The organism is Pseudomonas sp. DSP3-2-3 (genome assembly GCF_049898225.1).
Classification (GTDB): domain Bacteria; phylum Pseudomonadota; class Gammaproteobacteria; order Pseudomonadales; family Pseudomonadaceae; genus Aquipseudomonas.
Genome location: NZ_JAFCXH010000014.1, coordinates 55,551 through 74,885 on the forward strand (window position 1 = coordinate 55,551; position 19,335 = coordinate 74,885).

Here is a 19,335-nt window from a genome sequence, read left to right on the forward strand (position 1 = left end):
CCGAGGCGCATGGTTCGCGGGCAAGCCTCGCTGCAACGGAATCGGCGTTCATCCACTAAAAAGCCGACACGAAGTCGGCTTTTTAGTGGGCGATTGAGCGCTAGATGGTCAGCGTCCAGTCGTAGTCCACGATCAACGGCGCGTGCTGCGAGAAGCGCGGCTGGCGCGGCAAGCGGGCGCTGCGTACGAAGCGACGCAGGCCTGGAGTCAGCAGCTGATAGTCGAAACGCCAGCCGAGATTGAGCATTTCGGCCTGTTCGTTATCCGGCCACCAGCTGTACTGATCACCTTCGCGACTGACTTCACGCAGGGCATCGACATAACCCATGGTGCCGACAATCTCGTCCATCCAGGCACGCTCTGGTGCCAGGAAGCCCGGGGATTGCTGGCTGTCGCGCCAGTTCTTGATGTCCAGCTTCTGTTGCGCCACGTACAGCGAGCCGCAATAAATGTACTCGCGACGCTTGCGACGCTGCTTGTCCAGATACTTGCCGAAATCGTCCATGAGCTTGAATTTCTGATTCAAGTCTTCGTCGCCGTTCATTCCCGAAGGAAGCAGCAAGGTAGCAATACTGACTTTGTCGAAATCTGCTTGCAGGTAGCGCCCGTAACGGTCGGCTGTTTCGAAGCCCAGACCGCTGATTACCGCTTTCGGTTGCAACCGCGAATACAGCGCAACACCACCCTGGGCCGGCACTTCAGCTTCGCAGGCATAAAGGAAATAGCCATCCAGTTGGTAGGCTGGGTCGTCCAGTTCGAAGGCGGAGGCGCGGGTATCCTGAAGGCAGATGACGTCGGCATTCTGAGCCTGCAGCCAACTGAGCAAACCACGCTCGACTGCGGCCTGAATGCCATTTACGTTCACACTGATGATCCGCATAAATGGCCCCAAAAATCACGTGCGTGTATGATACCCGAGCTCTACCTAATTAGCTAAATCCGTGGTATTCGGGGCTTTTTTCATGCAAGCGTATCAGCGCGATTTCATTCGTTTTGCCATCGATCGCGGAGTTTTGCGCTTCGGTGAGTTCACTCTCAAGTCCGGACGCACCAGTCCGTACTTCTTCAATGCCGGTCTGTTCAATAGCGGTTCCGCTTTGGCGCAGCTGGGTCGTTTCTATGCGGCGGCCGTGGTCGAAAGCGGTATTTCCTTCGACGTGCTGTTTGGTCCGGCTTACAAGGGCATTCCCCTGGCGGCCGCCACGGCCGTGGCATTGGCGGAACATCACGGGATGGATTTGCCGTGGTGTTTCAACCGTAAAGAGGCCAAGGCCCATGGCGAAGGCGGCAGTCTGGTTGGCGCGCCGTTGACCGGCAATGTGCTGATCATCGATGACGTCATCACCGCTGGCACGGCGATTCGCGAGGTTATGCAGATCATCAAGGGCCAGGACGCGACGGCGGCTGGAGTCTTGATCGCACTCAATCGGCAGGAGCGCGGCAATGGCGAGCTTTCCGCGATTCAAGAGGTCGAGCGCGATTTCGACATTCCGGTAGTGAGCATCGTGTCGCTGAATCAGGTGCTGCAATTTTTGGCCGATGATCCGCAACTCAAGCAACATTTGCCTGCGGTCGAGGCCTACCGGGCTCAATACGGGATCTAAAGGACGCTTATGCCAACTGGCTTTGAGCTTGTGATCGCGACGTCGAAGGAGCGCCATGCGTAGATTGCGCGTCATGTGCTTCTGTTTATCGCTGGGCCCATTGCTTTCGCCGTTCGCGATCCAGGCTGCAGAGGCACCTGAAATTCTGCTCTATCGCTATGTGGACAGCCGCGGCGTGACCGTCCTGGATCGTCAGGGCGTGCCGCCGGAATATGCCGCCAAGGGTTATGAAGTGCTCAACGCGCGCGGGCGGGTGGTGCAGGTTGTGCCACCGCCGCCGACTGCTGCGGAACTGGAACAGGAGCAAGCCGCCAAAGCCAAGGCGGCCGCCGATGCGCAATTGCTGCGGCAGTACAGCAGCGTCGACGACGTGGACCGAGCCAAAGCGCGCAAGCTTGCCGAGCTGGATGCGCTGGTCGAGGTGGCCAAGGGCAATATCCTCAATCTCAATGCGCAGCAGAGCGGCCTGCAAAAGCAGGCCGCCGATCAGGAGCGGGCAGGGCGGCCGGTACCGCAGACCTTGATTGACCAGCTTGCCGATCTGCGCGCTCAGCAGCAAAGTTTGCGCGCGGACATCCAGCGCAACCAGGCCGCACGCGCTCTGGCCGAGGTGCAGTTTGCCGTGGAGCGGGCAAGGATCATTAAACTCTTAAGCCATTGATTTCGATTTCTTCACGATTTTGACTGGCTTTTGGCGCTCGGCAACCCCTCCTCCAACACCGGGCCGTACGGATTGCCGGACGCCGTATTGATGAGATAGCTTCTGACGCGATTGTCAGCGCCAGGAACATCGCGCACAGCAACGTGATGCACGTCGTGGATCATCGTGAGCCTGTCGCCCAAGGCAATGGGACGCCATTTATGAGGGTTGGCGGCAGACTCCAGGCCGTTGACGTATGCAAACTCCCCCGGCTTACCCAAGGTATTTCCGACTGACTCGTTGAGTTTGTAGGCCAGCTTGATCATAAAGCCCACACCTCCAACGACTGACCCGGCCCGGAACAAAAGTCCTTCGAAAGGGTTGAAGCCACTGCGGTAAGAGTTTGCTGAAGAGACCAGGAGTTTTTTGGTTAGCGTCCCCAATACCGGAAGGCTCAGACTTACCGATGGCAAGCCTGCCTTCGCCATCAACTTTACGAAACCCCGGAAGAAGCTGAATACAGGCTTTGCCAGTACAAGCCCGATATCGATTGTGCAGGCAAGCACCGGGCGCTCGTCCGTCTGGAGCGCGTTGATACAGCTGAGGCCAGGAACAATCACTTCCAGTAACCGCAACACCGGCGGATAGGTATTGCCAACAAACTCTGAACCGGTTTGATGTTTGTGTTGATCGAATAGTGCGCGCTCATCAAAAAACAGATTTCTTCTGGCAATAAGAGCACCAATGCTTTTAAACCTTGGCGATGACAAGGGGCTGGCAGAAGGCGCGGGATGCACCACGGTCCGTGGAGCATGACCAATATGAACGGTAACAACATGGCTGGTGATATTTAACCTGGGCTGCGCAAGCGTTTCATACGCGTTCCAGTCCACAGCGAGATCAATACCGCCTCGATGCATCTGATTGGAAACGGTTTTAGGTATACCGTCAGGCGGCAATGGGTGCAGGTCTGTACGCCGCTGCACAACCCCTGACAGAGGGAAGACCTCATACGCAAACGTGTTGCCGTTATAGCTACAGACAACAATGAAGCCTTGCCTGCCCTGACATAACGCCCTTTGTCGCTCGGTTTCCAACACCATTGGTATACCGGTCTCCCGCCGCAGCAGGTAGAAATCCACTCGTCCATATTCAACAGCCAATCGATCCTGAAATGGAAGTCCAGACAAAAGCAGTTCAATTATAAAAGCGTAGGCAGTTTCAACCTCACGCCTGTAGTCGGCGAACGCTTTGCGGTACATCTCGTTAATGTCGATGCCCTTCAGCTGCTCAATATCGGAGGCATAGATATCGGCCCAGAAATGTTCATCATCCTTAAGATGGGGCTCGAATTTGTCCACACCCTCTTTCATGAACCCTGCTACGAATAGATCGAATAAATAAAACCTGCCTGCACGAGCAGAGGGATCAGGGTTCCTCAGTGAGTATTCCAGCTCTTTTCCTAGCGTAGTAGGCCGCATGATCAACAGCTGCAATGCCCTGCCGTTATGACCAAGCACCGCATTGAATTTTGCCAGGCCAATTTCCAATCGGTCAGGCACTTTGCGTAACAGCACTTCAATCGCAGCGGTCAGTTTCAGTTGATGCTCGTCAAGTGCCGTGGAGGCTATCTCGATTTCACCGACTGAATAATCAGCCAACGCCTTGATGGGTAATACGTTATTGGCAATCGCCCAATGAAGTGTCGGAGCCAGGCGCATTTCAATGATGAGCTGCCTCTCGCTATCCGTTGCCAGGTGACTCAGATTGAGAGGGATATCGATCAGCTGTTCGTAGTTGAGCCGCTGCGACGAGCCCGGAAAGAGCCTTTCCGCCATCGCTACGCCGTGGGCAAAGTTCACCCATAACCCAGTGCCAAAGCGCAGCTCCTCGGGCGGTTTGCGCAAGGCCAACTCCGGTCGCAAAGGCGCCAGAATACGCGTGGCGATCCGGGCTGAACTCCTGGAGCGCCCGCCCTGAAGGTCACGCGCACCCCACGCAAGGACGTTTTCAAACTCCTCCTGAATAGCAGACAGGCGTCTGCCCCAGTTTTCCGGTTTTGCAAGTTCATACCCGGCGATACTCCCGGGTTTTGCGAGATCGGCCGGATCGAGCTCCAGAATCAACGCCTTCCATACCAGTTGCCGAACAATCATGGGATCAGCCCGTTCGCTTTGCGCAGCGCCGTACCAGCCCAGCGCGACGATCAGACGCTGGCCAATCTCGCTGGCTGTCTCGCTGCTCAACATGCTTTCGAACAGCAGGTCGAGCTGTTCTTCCGACAGCAAGGCGTCGCCAGCGACAGTCAGACGCTCCCAGGACAATAGCTGCAGCAGCGTCGCCAGCTCGAAACGGACTGCCGCCACGCCGCCGCTTTGCGCCTCGAGAATGGGCAACGCTTGCCTACGTGTGCCAGCGCTCTGTTCCTGCACATAGGCGCGGACGGTTTTCTGGATCAGCTCGATTTGCGGTGGTTTCAACAACGGCGCCAACGCACCGACTCCGTAACCCTGATTGACCGGTCCTTGCGCCTGTAAATGAGCAAGCGCGGGAGATGCAGGGAGTGTTTCGATCGACATGGCTTTTTCTCTAAGGGGAACATCCCTGGACGTTCCCTGATCGGAAAAAAAAGAAATGCAGGCAGGGTCTCTCATCGACATCAGACAGTTCGCAGCACTGAGACAGGTGCTTCCTCCTGAGCGGTCATCCCCTTCTGACACGCAAAAAAAACCCCACCGGATTTCCCGGCAGGGTTTTTGATGAAGGAGCTAAGCGTCAGACGCTCAACCTATCAATGCCGCTTGCGATTGGTGATCTGCGTGCCCACGCCGCTGTCGGTGAAGATCTCCAGCAGCACTGCGTTCGGCACACGACCATCGATGATGTGCGAGCTGTTGACGCCACCCTGGACCGCTTCCAGCGCGCAACGAATCTTGGGCAGCATGCCGCCATAGATCGTGCCGTCGGCGATCAGGCTGTCGACTTGTTCGGTATTCAGCCCGGTCAGGACTTCGCCCTGCTTGTTCATCAGACCCGCGATGTTAGTCAGCAGGATCAGTTTCTCGGCCTTGAGGGCCTCGGCAACCTTGCCCGCCACCAGATCGGCGTTGATGTTGTAGGACTCGCCTTCAGGACCTACGCCGATAGGCGCGATGACTGGAATGAAGTCGCCTTTGACCAGCATGTTCAGCAGATCAGTGTTCACCCCGACAACTTCGCCAACCTGGCCGATATCGATGATTTCGGGCTTGGTCATTTCCGGCGTCTGGCGCGTGACGGTGAGTTTCTTCGCGCGAATCAGCTCAGCGTCCTTGCCGGTCAGGCCGATAGCGCTGCCGCCATGGCGGTTGATCAGGTTGACGATGTCTTTGTTGACCTGGCCGCCCAGCACCATTTCCACGACGTCCATGGTCTGCGCATCGGTAACGCGCATGCCGTCGATGAAGTGGCTTTCGATGGACAGGCGTTTGAGCAAGTCACCGATTTGCGGCCCGCCGCCGTGAACGACCACCGGGTTGATTCCGACCGCCTTCATCAACACGATGTCGCGCGCGAAGCCGGTTTTCAGCTCGTCGCTCTCCATGGCGTTGCCGCCGTACTTGATCACCAACGTCTTGCCGACAAAGCGGCGGATGTAGGGCAGCGCTTCGGACAATACCTTGGCGACGTTGGCTGCGGAATCACGTTCGAGGGTCATTCAGGGCTCCAGTCAAAGGGAAAAACAATCAGAAAGGCAGTTCGAGGTCCGGCGCGACTTTCTTCAGCTCGCCGTGGAACACGTCTTTGATGCGCTGCAGCTCGGCCTCGGTTTCAGCTTCGAAACGCAGCACCAGCACCGGCGTGGTATTGGAGGCGCGAACCAGACCCCAGCCTTGCGGGTAATCCACGCGAACACCGTCGATGCTGGTCAGTTTGGCATCGCCCCATTGAGCGTCTTTTTCCAGCGCTTCAATGATGGTGAACTTGGTGACGTCTGTAACCTTGATGTTGATTTCAGGGGTCGAGATGTCGTTCGGGAAGGTTTCGAACAGCTCTTCGGCGGTCTGCGATTCCTGGCTGAGGATTTCCAGCAGGCGTGCAGCGCTGTAGATGCCGTCGTCGAAACCGAACCAGCGTTCCTTGAAGAAGATGTGGCCGCTCATTTCGCCAGCCAGCAATGCGCCGCTTCTGCGCATTTCCTTCTTGATCAACGAGTGACCGGTTTTCCACATCACCGGACGACCGCCATGCTTACTGATCAGCGGCGTCAGACGACGTGTGCATTTCACGTCGAAAATGATGTCGGCGCCCGGATTGCGCTTCAACACATCCAGGGCGAACAGCATCAGCAGGCGGTCCGGGTAAACCACATTGCCCTTGTTGGTCACGACACCTACGCGGTCGCCGTCGCCGTCGAACGCCAGGCCCAGATCGGCGCCGGTTTCCTTGACCTTGGCGATCAGGTCCTGCAGGTTTTCCAGCTTGCCTGGATCCGGGTGGTGATTCGGGAAGTTGCCGTCGACTTCAGCGAACAGCGAAATCACTTCACAGCCCAGCGCTTCGATCAGTTGCGGAGCAATGACGCCAGCAGCGCCGTTGCCGCAATCCACGACGACCTTCATTTTGCGCGCCATGACGATGTCGTCCTTGATCTGCTTGTAGTAGCGATCAAGGATGTCGACTTTGGTCACGCTGCCTTTTTGCGAGGTCAGGTTGCCGGTCTTGATGCGCTCGTGCAGCGCCTGGATCTGCTCGTTGGCGAGGGTGTCGCCCGCGATGACGATTTTGAAACCGTTGTAGTCTTTCGGGTTGTGGCTACCGGTGAGCATGACGCCGGTTTTGCCCGCCAGCACGTTGGCGGCGTAATACAACGCCGGCGTCGGCACCAGGCCGACATCGCTGACGTGACAGCCACTGTCGTGCAAGCCCTGGATCAATTGCTGTACCAGCTCAGGGCCGGAAAGACGGCCATCGCGGCCAACGCTGACGTTTGGCTCGTTCTGCGCCAGGCTTTCGGAGCCGATGGCGCGACCGATCCAGTACGCTGTTTCAGCGCTGAGGGTGTCCCCGACCACGCCACGGATGTCGTAGGCGCGAAAGATATCGTCAGGGAATTTTGGTGCCACGGATGCTGGGGTGTTCATAACTGGGGGGTGCTCCGATCTCAGGAAGTCCTGGTTTTCGTCGAGGATGTCGATATCGAGAATGTCGGTATCTTGAAACAGCGGATCGGTCCAATCGCTTAGTGCTGCGGAAGGAGCCGGTGCTGAAGCACTGCTTTGTTCAATGTCCGGTATTGCGCCTGATTGCCCACCGACCACATCGACAGCCGGGGCCGAGGACTGGTTGCGCGGTGAGAAGCGGGCGAGGCTCTGGGCCAGGCTGTGAAGCGCGGGCAGGTCCAAACCGAAAGGTTTGACGGCTTTTCCGCTGGAGAGTTCTTCAAGCAGCTGATTGAGCTGACGGGCGTCAGCCTGAATCCGTCGCTGCAAGGCCCGGTCATTGAGGTACAAGCCCAGCACAACGCCCGCCAGAGCGATCAAGGCCGCCAGCACCAGCAGCAAAAAGGGCGGCGAAGATTTCAACGCCGGCCCGGGGGTAAATTCCAGTTTCCAGTTGGCAAAGCCGGTATCGATGCGTTCGGGCTTACCGCCATCGGCCTGCCCACGCTGCAAAAACACCTGCTCGGGACCGTTGCCGAACTGCTGGATCAAGCGAACCTGGCCCACCGACTCAGGGATGACCGGCAGCGCATTGAGCAGGCGTTGCGGATCGTAGGCCAGCAGCAAAGTCCCGCTGATCGGCGCTGTCGGACCGGCACGCAGCGGTGCCGCGCTGTAGATCATCCAGCGCTCACCGACCTTGCGCGCCTCGGGCGCCGCCTGCTGACCGCGAGCGGCCTGGCTCAGCATGTCCAGCGTCGAAAAGCTGATCGGCACCGCGCCTTGGGCATCAACGTCAGTCATACCCGGCGGATTGACTCGCGCACCCAGCACACCGTCCCAGAAGTGCAGCGGACTGACCGCAGCCTCAAGCAGCGCAGGATTATTGGCTTGTAGCGCCACCACCAGACCGGCGTTCAACGCTGCCGCCTGGGTGTTGGCATTCATTTGCCTGAGCGCCACGCCGACCGATGCCGCCTGCGCGCTACCCCAGACCTGCTCGGCCTGAACCTGCTGCTGCGGCTTGTCGATGAGCGCGATGCACACCAGCACGCTCGCCGCGCCCAGCCCGATAACGGCGGGCCACAAACCCGGAGAGAGGGCGCGCAGGCGCGCAGCCACAAGCTGGGTACCTTGATTCTCGGAACGCTGGGTGGCTGTCACCTGACCTCTCTCCACGAATTCATCCTGAACTGCTCATCCCTTGGTCGCTTGAGCGCAGCCCGCATCACGCGCGCCGCTATCAAGCATTCGGGTCAAGAATCAGTGGCTGCCGGAATGACCGAAACCGCCAGTGCCACGCTGGCTGACGTCGAACTCTTCGACCAGTTCGAAATGCGCCTGCACCACCGGCACCAAGACCAATTGGGCAATGCGTTCGCCGATGGCGATCTTGAATGCGGTCTGGCCGCGATTCCAGCACGACACCATCAGCTCGCCCTGGTAATCGGAGTCGATCAAACCGACCAGATTGCCCAGCACGATGCCGTGTTTATGACCCAGACCCGAGCGCGGCAGGATCAACGCGGCAAGGCCGGGGTCGCCGATGTAGATCGACAGGCCGGTCGGGATCAGGATGGTCTGGCCCGGCTCCAGCGTGGTGTCTTCCTGAAGCATGGCGCGCAGGTCAAGGCCCGCGGAGCCAACGGTGGCGTAGCCCGGCAGCGGGAATTCGTTGCCAATGCGAGGATCGATAATCTTGGCTTGTAGAGCGTGCATTCGTGATTAAACCTGATTCATTCGTTCGGCGATAAAAGTGATCAGCTGGCGGGCAATCTTGCCCTTGCTGGTCTGGGCAAAGAGCGTTGCGTGCAGCGCCCGGTCGATCACGCTGCAAGCGTTCTCTTCGCTGTTGAAGCCAATGCTCGGATTGGCAACGTCGTTGGCGACGATCAGATCAAGGTTCTTGTCCTTGAGCTTGCGGGCAGCGTAATCGAGCAGGTGTTCGGTTTCAGCGGCAAAACCGACGCTGAAAGGGCGATCCGGACGGCCTGCGATAGTGGCCAGAATGTCCGGGTTGCGCACCATCTGCAGCAGCAGGCCGTCACCGGTTGAAGGATCTTTCTTGAGTTTGTGCGGGGCAACGACTTCCGGGCGGTAGTCCGCCACGGCAGCAGAGGCGATGAACAAGTCGCACGGAATCGCGGCCTCACAAGCGGCCAACATGTCCCGAGCGCTGACCACGTCGATGCGCGAGACGCGATCCGGCGTCGGCAAGTTGACCGGTCCGGTGATCAACGTGACGCGGGCGCCAGCCTCAACGGCAGCTTCGGCCAGGGCAAAGCCCATTTTCCCGGAGCTGTGGTTGGTGATGTAGCGCACCGGATCGATGTTTTCCTGGGTCGGGCCTGCGGTAATCAGCACGTGCCTGCCGGTCAGCGACAAACGCTGGAAGCAATCGGCAGCACACTGGGCAAGGTCGGTGGCTTCGAGCATACGGCCGAAGCCCACGTCACCACAGGCCTGGCTGCCGGTCGCCGGGCCGAACACGCGAAAATCGCGCTCTTCCAGCAAACGAGTATTGGCCTGGACCGACGGGTCGCGCCACATTGCCTGATTCATGGCCGGAGCAATCGCCACGATAGCGTCGGTGGCCAAGACCACGGTGGTCAGCAAGTCGTTGGCGATGCCTTGGGCGAGCCGGGCGATCAGATCGGCCGTCGCCGGGGCGATCAGGATCAGATCGGCCCACTTGGCCAGCTCGATATGCCCCATTGCCGCTTCAGCGGCCGGGTCGAGCAAATCCATGTGCACCGGGTGCCCGGACAATGCCTGCATGGTCAGAGGCGTAATGAACTCAGCCCCACCACGGGTCATGACGACCCGAACTTCGGCACCCTGGTCGCGCAAACGCCTGACCAGCTCTGCGCTCTTGTAGGCCGCGATGCCGCCGCCGACGCCGAGAACGATGCGTTTTCGATACAGCCGCTGCATAGGCCTGCCTTTTAGTCGAGTTATACGCGACGGCGATGACGTTCCCCAGGCCAATCGCCGCGCAAAAAAGATGGGCTAAGATAGCACAGCGACCGCACTGGAACAGCGGCGCCCACACACATGGAGGTGCTATGAGTATTCGTGATTGGCCTGCGGCGGAGCGCCCGCGGGAGCGGCTGTTGGAACTGGGTGCGGCAAGTCTTTCCGACGCCGAATTGCTGGCGATCTTTTTGCGCACTGGAGTCGCCGGAAAAAGCGCTGTAGATCTCGCGCGTCATCTGTTGAATCAATTCGAAGGACTGCGCGGGCTACTGGAGGCGGACCTGGCAACATTCAGTTCACATTTGGGTCTGGGATCCGCGAAATTCGCCCAGTTACAGGCCGTAATGGAAATGTCGCGCCGGCACATGGCCGAGTCCCTGAAGCGCGATTCCGCACTGGAAAGCCCGGCCCAGGTACGCAATTACCTCAAGGCCCGTTTGCGCCACGAACCCCATGAAGTCTTCGGCTGCCTGTTTCTGGACAACAAACACCGCGTGCTGTGCTTTGAAGTGCTGTTCCACGGTTCGATCAACACCGCGCATGTGCATCCCCGGCAGGTGGTCAAGCGCGCGATGGTGCATAACGCCGCCAGCCTGATCCTGTGCCACAACCACCCCTCCGGCATCACCGACGCCAGCCAGGCCGACATCGAGCTGACCAGACGACTCAAAGACGCCTTGTGGCTGATCGACGTGAAGGTGCTCGACCACGTGATCATCGGCGACGGTGATCCGCTGTCGATGGTGGAATGTGGGTTGATGTAAAAAGCGCTCAAAATCTGTTGGAGATTCTATGTCTGGGGGCAACCGCCAGGCGCCGCAGATGTATTGTCTGAACCGACGCCTTCCCGGCTAAAGCCGGTCCCACTGGATCGCGCTGATTGTGTGGGACCGGATTTATCCGGGAAGACGGCATTCCAGTAGACGCAAATACAGCGGCTGTACGTCCTATCGTGAATGTTGCGTAGATCCGTTGGCGAGGCTTGCCCGCGAATCGCCGTATCAGGCATGCAGCTTCGCGAGCAAGCTCGCTCCCACACAAGTTGGCTCCTAAACGGGTATTACTTCACCTGCACCTTGAAGAAATCCTGCCGACCGAACGGGCTGACTTGATAACCCGTCACATCCTTGCGGGTCAGCGCGGCGGCGGTTGGGTGGGCCAATGGCAACCACAAAGCCTGCTGCTGGATCTGCGCCTGCGCCTGGTGGTACAGCTTGCTGCGGGCCGCCTGGTCACTGGTGGCTTTGCCGTCGCTGATCAGCTTGTCCAGCGTCGGGTCGCAGTAGCGGGCGAAGTTGGTGCCTGACTTGACTGCCGCACAGGAAAACTGCGGCGTCAGGAAGTTATCCGGATCGCCGTTATCACCCGCCCACCCCATGAACAACAGGTCATGCTCGCCCGCTTTGGCGCGACGGATCAGCTCGCCCCACTCAATCACTTTGATCTCGGCACTGATGCCTACCTTGGCCAGATCCGCCTGGAGCAATTGCGCGCCAAGGCTTGGATTGGGGTTGAGCAGGCTGCCAGATGGCCGCGTCCAGATTGTGGTCTTGAAGCCATCCTTCACGCCAGCCTTGGCCAGCAATTCCTTGGCCTTGGCGATGTCCAGCTTGTAGCCGGGCAAATCTTTGGCATAGCCCCAGGTATTGGCCGGATACGGCCCGTTGGCAGCCTCGGCAGTGCCTTCGAACACGGCCTTGAGATAGGTCGGCTTGTCGAAGGCCAGATTGATGGCCTGACGCACTTCAGCTTTGTCGAATGGCGGATGCTGGCTGTTGATCGCCAGGAATGCAGTCATGAACGCCTCGGTCTTTTCGACTTTCAGCGCAGGATCTTTCGCGGCTTCCTGAATATCCAGCGGCTTGGGCGACAAGGTGATCTGGCATTCATTCTGACGAATTCGCTGCAGACGCACGTTGGCGTCCGGCGTGATCGCGTAGACCAACGCATCGACGCCAGGCTTGCCAGCGAAATAATCAGCGTTGGCCTCATAACGCACCACGGCGTCCTTCTGGAAACGCTTGAACACAAACGGGCCGGTGCCGATTGGCTGGCTGTTGAGCTTTTCAGGCGTACCGGCCTTGAGCAATTGCGCGGTGTACTCAGCCGAATAAATCGACGCGAAGCCCATGCTCAACGTAGCCAGGAAAGTCGAATCCGCATGATCGAGGGTAAAACGCACGGTCAGCGGGTCCGGGGCGTCGATTTTCTTGATCAGCGCCGGGAGTTGCATGGACTGCGCGTGAGGGAAGCCGCTTTGGGCGACTTTATGCCATGGGTTTTGCGGATCAAGCATGCGCTGGAAGCTGAACACCACGTCATCAGCGGTCAGTTCGCGGGTCGGGGTGAAGTAATCGGTGTGGTGGAATTTCACCCCCGAGCGCAACTTGAACTCATAGGTCAGGCCGTCCGGGGAAACCGTCCAACCCTGCGCCAGGCTTGGCACCAGCTTGCCGCTCTTGGCGTCGAAATCCACCAGACGGTTCATCAACACGTCCGCCGAGGCGTTGGTGGTTGTCAGGGAGTTGTACTGCACGACGTCGAAACCTTCGGGGCTGGCTTCGGTGCAAACACTCAAAGTCGTCGCGGCCTGGGCCAGCAGCGGGACGAACAAAGGAGCGAGCAAAAACGGTATCGCAGCAAGACGCATGGCTGTATTCCTGTCAGAAAAGGGCCCCATCTGCAGGCGCAGTCTGGTAAGGGAGTAACCCTAGACCATGCATCGGCTCAGAACAATCGCTGTAACACGACGAGCGGTAGATTTGCTATCGTCCCCGCTGGCGCGCCATCGCTGGGCTGAACAGCCTGCGATATGCACAGGCAAAGCGCATTGCCTGTTGTTGCATGCCAGCCTTTCTGGTATAAAGCAGCGCTCTTTTCTAGGGGCCCGGTTCCTTCACTGTAGGTGTAGCCGGTAAGACCCTTAAAGAAACGCGGCGCCTGGCGCCAAATGACTGAGAGATTAAGCGGCCAACCCATGCCGGGTTGGGCATGTGGTTTTAGAGGGCTGAGGCATGTCGAGAGTATGTCAAGTTACCGGTAAGGGTCCGGTGACTGGGAATAACATTTCCCACGCAAACAACAAAACCCGTCGTCGTTTCCTGCCAAACCTGCAGCATCACCGCTTTTGGGTTGAAGAAGAGAAACGTTTTGTTCGTCTGCGCGTATCTGCTAAAGGCATGCGTATCATCGACAAGCGTGGCATCACTGTCGTGCTTGCTGAACTCCGTCGCGACGGCAAAATTTAAGGGAGAAAGTCATGCGTGAATTGATCCGTTTGGTGTCGAGCGCTGGTACAGGCCATTTCTACACCACCGATAAGAACAAGCGCACCACTCCGGACAAAATCGAAATCAAAAAATTCGATCCGCGGGTTCGCAAGCACGTGATCTACAAAGAAGCCAAAATCAAGTAATTGATTTTTCTTCTACAAAAAAGGCCCACATCTCACGATGCGGGCCTTTTTTGTGGGCGTTGTCCCGCCCTTTGTCAGCCGATGAGAAAGTCGAGAATCATCCCCTGCTCATCCGTATCGATGGTGATGCGCTGGGGATCGTACTCAAAACTCTCGGACGAGGAGTCGAAGGCAGGAATGAACATCACGCTGTCCGGACCTGCGACGCTGGTCCTGCCGGTCAGGCAACTGATATAGCCTTTGACGCAAGGGTGGTACGGGTTGCCAATCATGTGTTTGATTCGTTCGTAAGCGGCTTCGTTGGTCATGCGCATCTTCCTTGTTTGCTGGGGGATTTCCTTGAGTGGAAACACTATTCTCAACCCCGACAAACGACGCCGCGCGGTACAAGCCTATATTTTTGGCTCGAACACCACGTAGATCTTGCGGCACGGTTCCAGCACTTCCCAAGTGCCTTTAAATCCCGCCGGGATGACAAAGCGGTCACCGGCGCGCAAGGTTTTCGAGCTGCCTGCTTCGTCTCGCAGCACGGACACGCCCTGGACGATTTCGCAGTACTCATGCTCGGTGTAGTTGACCAGCCATTGCCCGACCCGACCTTCCCAGACACCCGCACTCATCTGTCCGCACGGGCTGTTGTAGTGGTTGTAGAGCGTCTGTTCAGGATCGCCCTTGAAAATCCTTTCTGGCGCGGGGCGGTAGTGTTCGGCGGTCGTGCCGGCTTCGCTGAAATCCACGATGCTTTCGATGGTCATTTTTCATTCTCGCGGTAGAGGCAATGCTGGTTTGACGAAGAGCCGTGGCAATAGTGCCCGGCGCTTTCGGCCATGTTGAATAAAACGAACATCGCGGAGCCGTTCAGGTCGTTTCTGTCAAATATATTGGAAATCGCCCAGTCACTGGTTTAGGGTGGCGAATGCCGTTATTTGATCTCATCGTATTCTCAAAGCGTGCGTTTGCGGCCTTGTTTGCCGATTCGAGCATGCTTCAACCTATCTAGCGGAGGACATTCGTATGACCACCCTGACTCATGCTGACTGGGAAAAACGCGCCCAGGATCTGAAGATCGAAGGCCGCGCCTTCATCAATGGCGAATACACCAACGCCGCTTCCGGCGAAACGTTCGAATGCCTCAGCCCGGTTGATGGCCGCTTGCTCGCCAAAGTCGCCAGTTGTGACGTCGCCGACGCCCAGCGTGCCGTGGAAAGCGCCCGCACCACGTTCAATTCCGGGGTCTGGTCGCGCCTGGCACCGGTCAAGCGCAAGGCCGCGATGATTCGCTTTGCCGCGCTGCTCAACAAAAACGTCGAAGAACTCGCCCTGCTGGAAACGCTGGACATGGGCAAGCCGATCAGCGACTCGTTCGGCATTGATATTCCCGGCGCCGCGCAAGCCTTGAGCTGGAGCGGCGAGGCCATCGACAAGCTGTATGACGAAGTCGCCGCCACTCCGCATGACCAGCTTGGTCTGGTGACGCGCGAGCCGATTGGCGTGGTCGCGGCCATCGTGCCGTGGAACTTCCCGCTGCTGATGGCCTGCTGGAAACTCGGCCCGGCGCTGTCCACCGGTAACTCGGTGGTGCTCAAGCCGTCGGAAAAATCGCCACTGACCGCCATTCGTGTTGCCCAACTGGCAATCGAGGCGGGCATTCCAGCCGGCGTGCTCAACGTCGTGCCGGGTTACGGCCACACTGTGGGCAAGGCGCTGGCCTTGCACATGGACGTCGACACCGTGGTGTTCACCGGCTCGACCAAAATCGCCAAGCAGTTGCTGGTGTATTCGGGCGAATCGAACATGAAGCGCGTCTGGCTTGAAGCCGGCGGCAAAAGCCCGAACATCGTGTTTGCCGATGCGCCGGACCTGCAGGCCGCAGCCGAGTCCGCCGCCAGCGCCATCGCCTTCAACCAGGGCGAAGTCTGCACCGCCGGCTCGCGTCTGCTGGTGGAGCGTTCCATCAAGGACACCTTCCTGCCGCTGGTCATCGAGGCGCTGAAAGCCTGGAAGCCAGGCAATCCGCTGGACCCGGCCACCACGGTCGGTGCGCTGGTGGATACCCAGCAGATGAACACCGTGCTGTCTTACATCGAGTCCGGCCACAGCGACGGCGCCAAACTGGTCGCGGGCGGCAAGCGCATCCTCCAGGAAACCGGCGGCACTTACGTTGAGCCAACGATTTTCGACGGTGTGACCAATGCCATGAAGATCGCTCAGGAAGAGATTTTTGGCCCGGTTCTTTCGGTGCTTACGTTCGATACGGCCGAAGAAGCCATCCAGATCGCCAACGACACGCCGTACGGCCTCGCTGCTGCGGTATGGACTGCCAATCTGTCCAAGGCGCACCTGACCGCCAAAGCGTTGCGTGCCGGCAGCGTGTGGGTCAATCAGTACGACGGCGGCGACATGACCGCGCCGTTCGGTGGCTTCAAGCAATCGGGCAACGGTCGCGACAAGTCGCTGCATGCGTTCGACAAGTACACCGAGCTCAAGGCGACGTGGATTAAGTTGTAGGCCTACAGACTTACGACTTGTGGGACCGGCTTTAGCCGGGAAGAGGTCAGTACATTCTCCACATGTGCGTGTTCATACATGCCGCCTTCCCGGCTAAAGCCGGTCCCACGAGATCGCGCCAGTTTCGAAATTGTGGGAGCAAGCTTGCTTGCGAAGACAATATTTCAGACCACGACGCTGTGGTGGATGTACTGGCCTCTTCGCGAGCAAGCTCGCTCCCACAGTAACTGCTACGGCCGGGCTCCTCCCGAGGAATCCGGCCGTGTTGTTTCAGCCCTTTGATCCACAGGAGCGTGGCAATGCGTTGGGGGACTTATTTTGCGGTGCTGGCTTCGGTGCTGAGCGTCGGGCTCGCACTGGGCGTCAGCATGCCGCTGGTGTCATTGCGCCTGGAAAGCTGGGGCTACGGCTCGTTCGCGATAGGCGTGATGGCGGCGATGCCCGCCATCGGCGTGTTGCTCGGCGCGAGCCTGGCCAGTCAGCTTGCCGCACGCTTCGGCACGGCGGCGCTGATGCGCCTGTGTCTGTGGGCGGGCGCGCTGTCGGTAGGCTTGCTCGCGCTGCTGCCGTATTACTCGGTCTGGCTGGTGCTGCGCCTGATGCTCGGCGTGATCCTGACCATCGTGTTCATTCTGGGCGAAAGCTGGATCAACCAACTGGTGGTCGAGCGTTTGCGCGGCCGCCTGGTGGCGCTGTACGGCAGCACTTACGCGCTCTGCCAGCTGGCCGGACCCTTGCTGCTCGGCGCGCTGGGCACCGAAGACGATTACGGCTTCTGGGGCGGCGTGGCGCTGCTGGTCAGCTCGCCGCTGCTGTTGCTCGGACGCAGCGGGGCGCCCAGCGCTGATTCCTGCAGCGTGACCTTTATCGATCTGTTCGGATTCTGCCGCTCAATGCCTGCCATCGCCTGGGCTGTGGCGCTGTTCGCGGCGTTCGAAGCCTTGATCCTGACGCTGCTGCCGATCTATTGCCTGCGCCAGGGTTTCACCGCAGAAATCGCCCTGGCGATGGTCAGCACCGTGGTGGTCGGCGACGCGCTGCTGCAACTGCCGATTGGCGCGCTGGCCGACCGGATTTCCCGGCGTACGCTGTTTTCCGGTTGCGCGCTGGCGCTGATGATTTCCAGCCTGCTGGTGCCATTGATGGTCGATACGCTATTGATCTGGCCGCTGTGGGTGCTGTTTGGCGCCAGCGCAGGTGGTTTGTTCACCTTGTCGCTGATCCTGATCGGCGAGCGTTTTCGCGATGACTCGCTGGTCCGCGCCAACGCTCACGTCGCGCAACTTTGGGGGATCGGTTGCTTGATCGGGCCATTGGCGGCCGGTGCGGGCAGCCAATGGGTCAGCGGGCAGGCCCTGCCGTTGTTGATGGCGGCGGGCGCATTCGGGTTGGTGCTCTTGTCGCAACGGCGCGGCGCTTTCGGCGTGCAGCCGGTCGCGGCCTAGAGCATTTTCTCAAGGCCCACGGCGCTGCTGAACCACGCATTGAAGCGGCGCCAGGCGTCGCCCGGTTCCTTGTGCAGGGTGTGGATCTTGCCGTCGTCTTCGGTTTCCCACACCACTTTGCCGTCCTCCAGCTTCGCCTGATAACTCAACGCTGGCGCCATGCCTTGCAGGGTCAGTTCACGCAGGTATTCAGTGAGCTGCGGGCTGTCGACCAACACGCCGACTTCGGTATTCCACAGCACCGAACGTGGATCGAAATTGAACGAGCCGACAAAGATTTTCTGCCGATCAAAAATCATCGCCTTGCTGTGCAGGCTGGAATCCGAACCGCTGGTGATGAACGCGGCTTTCTTGAACAGATGCGGGCCGCTGCCGCCGCTGGTTCCGGTATCACCCGGTTGGCGACGCATTTCGAACAGTTTCACGCCATGTTCAAGCAAGGCCTTGCGGTAGGGCGCGTAACCGCCGTGTACCGCAGGAACGTCGGTGGCTTCCAGGGAGTTGGTCAGCAAGCTCACCGCGACGCCCGCATCGGCGCGCCCCGTCAGGTAAGTCAGGCCTTCTTTGCCGGGCACGAAGTAGGCCGAAATCAGCACCAATTCTTCATGAACGTTGAGCAGTTCCGGGGCCAGCTGCGTGGTCAGCAGCAAGTGCGGGTCCGGCTCGTCCCGGGCCAGCACCTTGGTTGGAGCATCCCACAACGCCTGGTTATGTGCCCAGATCAGCTCGTTGAGCCAGGTTTTCATGCGTGGGCTGGTTTTATAGCCCATTAAACGGTCGTACAAAGCGCGGTGTTGCTGGTGCGACTTCTCCAGCGAGTCTTCAAGCTGAACCCGCGCCTTGGCCAGATCGCGCACGGTTGGCAGAAAGTACATGAATTCGGCGATGGGTTTGCTCAGCGCGCTGTTCCAGTATTGATCGAAGCTGTGCCCCAACTGCTGCGCGACCGGGCCGACGCTGAGCATGTCGATATCGGTGAAGTTGAGGTTTTCCTCGGCGTCGAAATACTCGTCGCCCAGATTGCGCCCACCGACAATCGCCACGCTGCTGTCGGCCAGCCACAGTTTGTTATGCATGCGTCGATGTTGCCGGGACAGGTTGAACAGGCGGCCCATGCTGCGCGTCACGCCAGTTTCACGGCCCAGCTCTTGCGGGTTGAACAGGCGGATCTGAATGTTCGGGTGCGCGGCGAGGGTGGCAATGGCTTGATCGAGGCCGTCGCTGGTGGTGTCATCCAGCAGGATGCGCACCCGAACCCCGCGATCTGCCGCCTTGAGCAGTTCGTCGATGAGCGCGCGAGTGCTCAGGCCGTCGTGAACGATGTAGTACTGCAAGTCCAGGCTGGTGCGCGCATTGCGGATCAGCTCGGCCCGGGCCATGAAGGCTTCGGTGCTGTTGGGCAGCAGGCGAAATCCGGAACGGCCTTCGTGGGGCATGGCCATGGACTGTATCGAGCGGCCGAACGCCGAATCCGTGGGCGGCAACGCCTGACTCGGTTCATTGGGAATGCTGACATGGGCACAGCCACTGACGCACAACGCAAATAGCAGACTAAGGGACGACGCCCACGCTCTCTTCAAACTCACCACCCGCACACTTCGATATG

At 59.0% G+C, this 19,335-nt stretch carries 17 protein-coding genes; 7 read left to right on the forward strand and 10 right to left on the reverse strand.

Annotation, left to right across the window (positions count from 1 at the left end; translation table 11 throughout):
* Window positions 1-100: 100 nt before the first annotated feature.
* On the reverse strand, window positions 101-880 hold the full coding sequence (locus ACP7E4_RS17255; RefSeq protein WP_020291964.1) for an exodeoxyribonuclease III: 780 nt from the start codon (window positions 878-880) through the stop codon (window positions 101-103).
* Between the two features lie 82 nt (window positions 881-962).
* On the opposite strand from ACP7E4_RS17255, the gene pyrE reads away from it, so the two are divergent.
* Window positions 963-1,604 carry an orotate phosphoribosyltransferase gene (pyrE, locus tag ACP7E4_RS17260; RefSeq protein ID WP_426116677.1) on the forward strand — a complete coding sequence of 214 codons (642 nt, stop codon included), beginning with the start codon at window positions 963-965 and terminating at the stop codon, window positions 1,602-1,604.
* A gap of 55 nt (window positions 1,605-1,659) precedes the next feature.
* The gene (locus ACP7E4_RS17265) at window positions 1,660-2,265 is read left to right on the forward strand and encodes a DUF4124 domain-containing protein (protein WP_426116675.1); all 606 of its coding nucleotides are present in this window, start codon (window positions 1,660-1,662) and stop codon (window positions 2,263-2,265) included.
* A gap of 11 nt (window positions 2,266-2,276) precedes the next feature.
* On the opposite strand, the gene ACP7E4_RS17270 is transcribed toward ACP7E4_RS17265, so the two are convergent.
* From ACP7E4_RS17270 to coaBC, 5 genes are all read right to left on the reverse strand, one after another.
* On the reverse strand, window positions 2,277-4,823 hold the full coding sequence (locus ACP7E4_RS17270; protein ID WP_426116673.1) for a hypothetical protein: 2,547 nt from the start codon (window positions 4,821-4,823) through the stop codon (window positions 2,277-2,279).
* A gap of 212 nt (window positions 4,824-5,035) precedes the next feature.
* Window positions 5,036-5,941: an acetylglutamate kinase gene (gene argB, locus ACP7E4_RS17275; protein ID WP_426116671.1), complete on the reverse strand. Its 906-nt coding sequence runs from the start codon at window positions 5,939-5,941 to the stop codon at window positions 5,036-5,038.
* A gap of 28 nt (window positions 5,942-5,969) precedes the next feature.
* Window positions 5,970-8,549 (reverse strand): phosphomannomutase/phosphoglucomutase, encoded by a 2,580-nt coding sequence (locus tag ACP7E4_RS17280; RefSeq protein WP_426116669.1) that lies wholly within the window; start codon window positions 8,547-8,549, stop codon window positions 5,970-5,972.
* A 99-nt stretch (window positions 8,550-8,648) separates the two neighbouring features.
* Window positions 8,649-9,104, reverse strand: a complete 456-nt coding sequence (gene dut / locus ACP7E4_RS17285; RefSeq protein ID WP_426116667.1) for a dUTP diphosphatase — start codon at window positions 9,102-9,104, stop codon at window positions 8,649-8,651.
* A 6-nt stretch (window positions 9,105-9,110) separates the two neighbouring features.
* The gene (gene coaBC / locus ACP7E4_RS17290; RefSeq protein ID WP_426116665.1) at window positions 9,111-10,319 is read right to left on the reverse strand and encodes a bifunctional phosphopantothenoylcysteine decarboxylase/phosphopantothenate--cysteine ligase CoaBC; all 1,209 of its coding nucleotides are present in this window, start codon (window positions 10,317-10,319) and stop codon (window positions 9,111-9,113) included.
* Window positions 10,320-10,450: 131 nt separating this feature from the next.
* On the opposite strand from coaBC, the gene radC reads away from it, so the two are divergent.
* Window positions 10,451-11,125 carry a RadC family protein gene (gene radC, locus ACP7E4_RS17295; protein WP_426116663.1) on the forward strand — a complete coding sequence of 225 codons (675 nt, stop codon included), beginning with the start codon at window positions 10,451-10,453 and terminating at the stop codon, window positions 11,123-11,125.
* 296 nt (window positions 11,126-11,421) lie between these two features.
* Here radC and ACP7E4_RS17300 read toward each other — a convergent pair whose 3' ends face one another.
* Window positions 11,422-13,011: an ABC transporter substrate-binding protein gene (locus tag ACP7E4_RS17300; RefSeq protein WP_426116661.1), complete on the reverse strand. Its 1,590-nt coding sequence runs from the start codon at window positions 13,009-13,011 to the stop codon at window positions 11,422-11,424.
* Window positions 13,012-13,375: 364 nt separating this feature from the next.
* Here ACP7E4_RS17300 and rpmB point away from each other — a divergent pair, with 364 nt between their 5' ends.
* Window positions 13,376-13,609, forward strand: coding sequence for a 50S ribosomal protein L28 (rpmB, locus tag ACP7E4_RS17305; protein ID WP_007920377.1), 234 nt, complete (start codon window positions 13,376-13,378; stop codon window positions 13,607-13,609).
* Window positions 13,610-13,620: 11 nt separating this feature from the next.
* Complete coding sequence (gene rpmG, locus ACP7E4_RS17310; RefSeq protein ID WP_003437824.1) at window positions 13,621-13,776, forward strand: 50S ribosomal protein L33; 156 nt, start codon at window positions 13,621-13,623, stop codon at window positions 13,774-13,776.
* A 74-nt stretch (window positions 13,777-13,850) separates the two neighbouring features.
* Here the strand turns inward: rpmG and ACP7E4_RS17315 are convergent, their stop codons facing one another.
* Window positions 13,851-14,084, reverse strand: a complete 234-nt coding sequence (locus tag ACP7E4_RS17315; RefSeq protein WP_426116658.1) for a hypothetical protein — start codon at window positions 14,082-14,084, stop codon at window positions 13,851-13,853.
* Window positions 14,085-14,168: 84 nt separating this feature from the next.
* Complete coding sequence (locus ACP7E4_RS17320) at window positions 14,169-14,531, reverse strand: cupin domain-containing protein (protein WP_426116656.1); 363 nt, start codon at window positions 14,529-14,531, stop codon at window positions 14,169-14,171.
* Between the two features lie 259 nt (window positions 14,532-14,790).
* Here ACP7E4_RS17320 and ACP7E4_RS17325 point away from each other — a divergent pair, with 259 nt between their 5' ends.
* Complete coding sequence (locus ACP7E4_RS17325) at window positions 14,791-16,284, forward strand: aldehyde dehydrogenase (RefSeq protein ID WP_426116654.1); 1,494 nt, start codon at window positions 14,791-14,793, stop codon at window positions 16,282-16,284.
* 299 nt (window positions 16,285-16,583) lie between these two features.
* Window positions 16,584-17,729 (forward strand): MFS transporter, encoded by a 1,146-nt coding sequence (locus tag ACP7E4_RS17330; protein WP_426116652.1) that lies wholly within the window; start codon window positions 16,584-16,586, stop codon window positions 17,727-17,729.
* Here ACP7E4_RS17330 and ACP7E4_RS17335 read toward each other — a convergent pair.
* On the reverse strand, window positions 17,726-19,309 hold the full coding sequence (locus ACP7E4_RS17335) for a phospholipase D family protein (RefSeq protein ID WP_426116762.1): 1,584 nt from the start codon (window positions 19,307-19,309) through the stop codon (window positions 17,726-17,728). The genes ACP7E4_RS17330 and ACP7E4_RS17335 overlap by 4 nt on opposite strands.
* Between the last annotated feature and the right edge of the window lie 26 nt (window positions 19,310-19,335).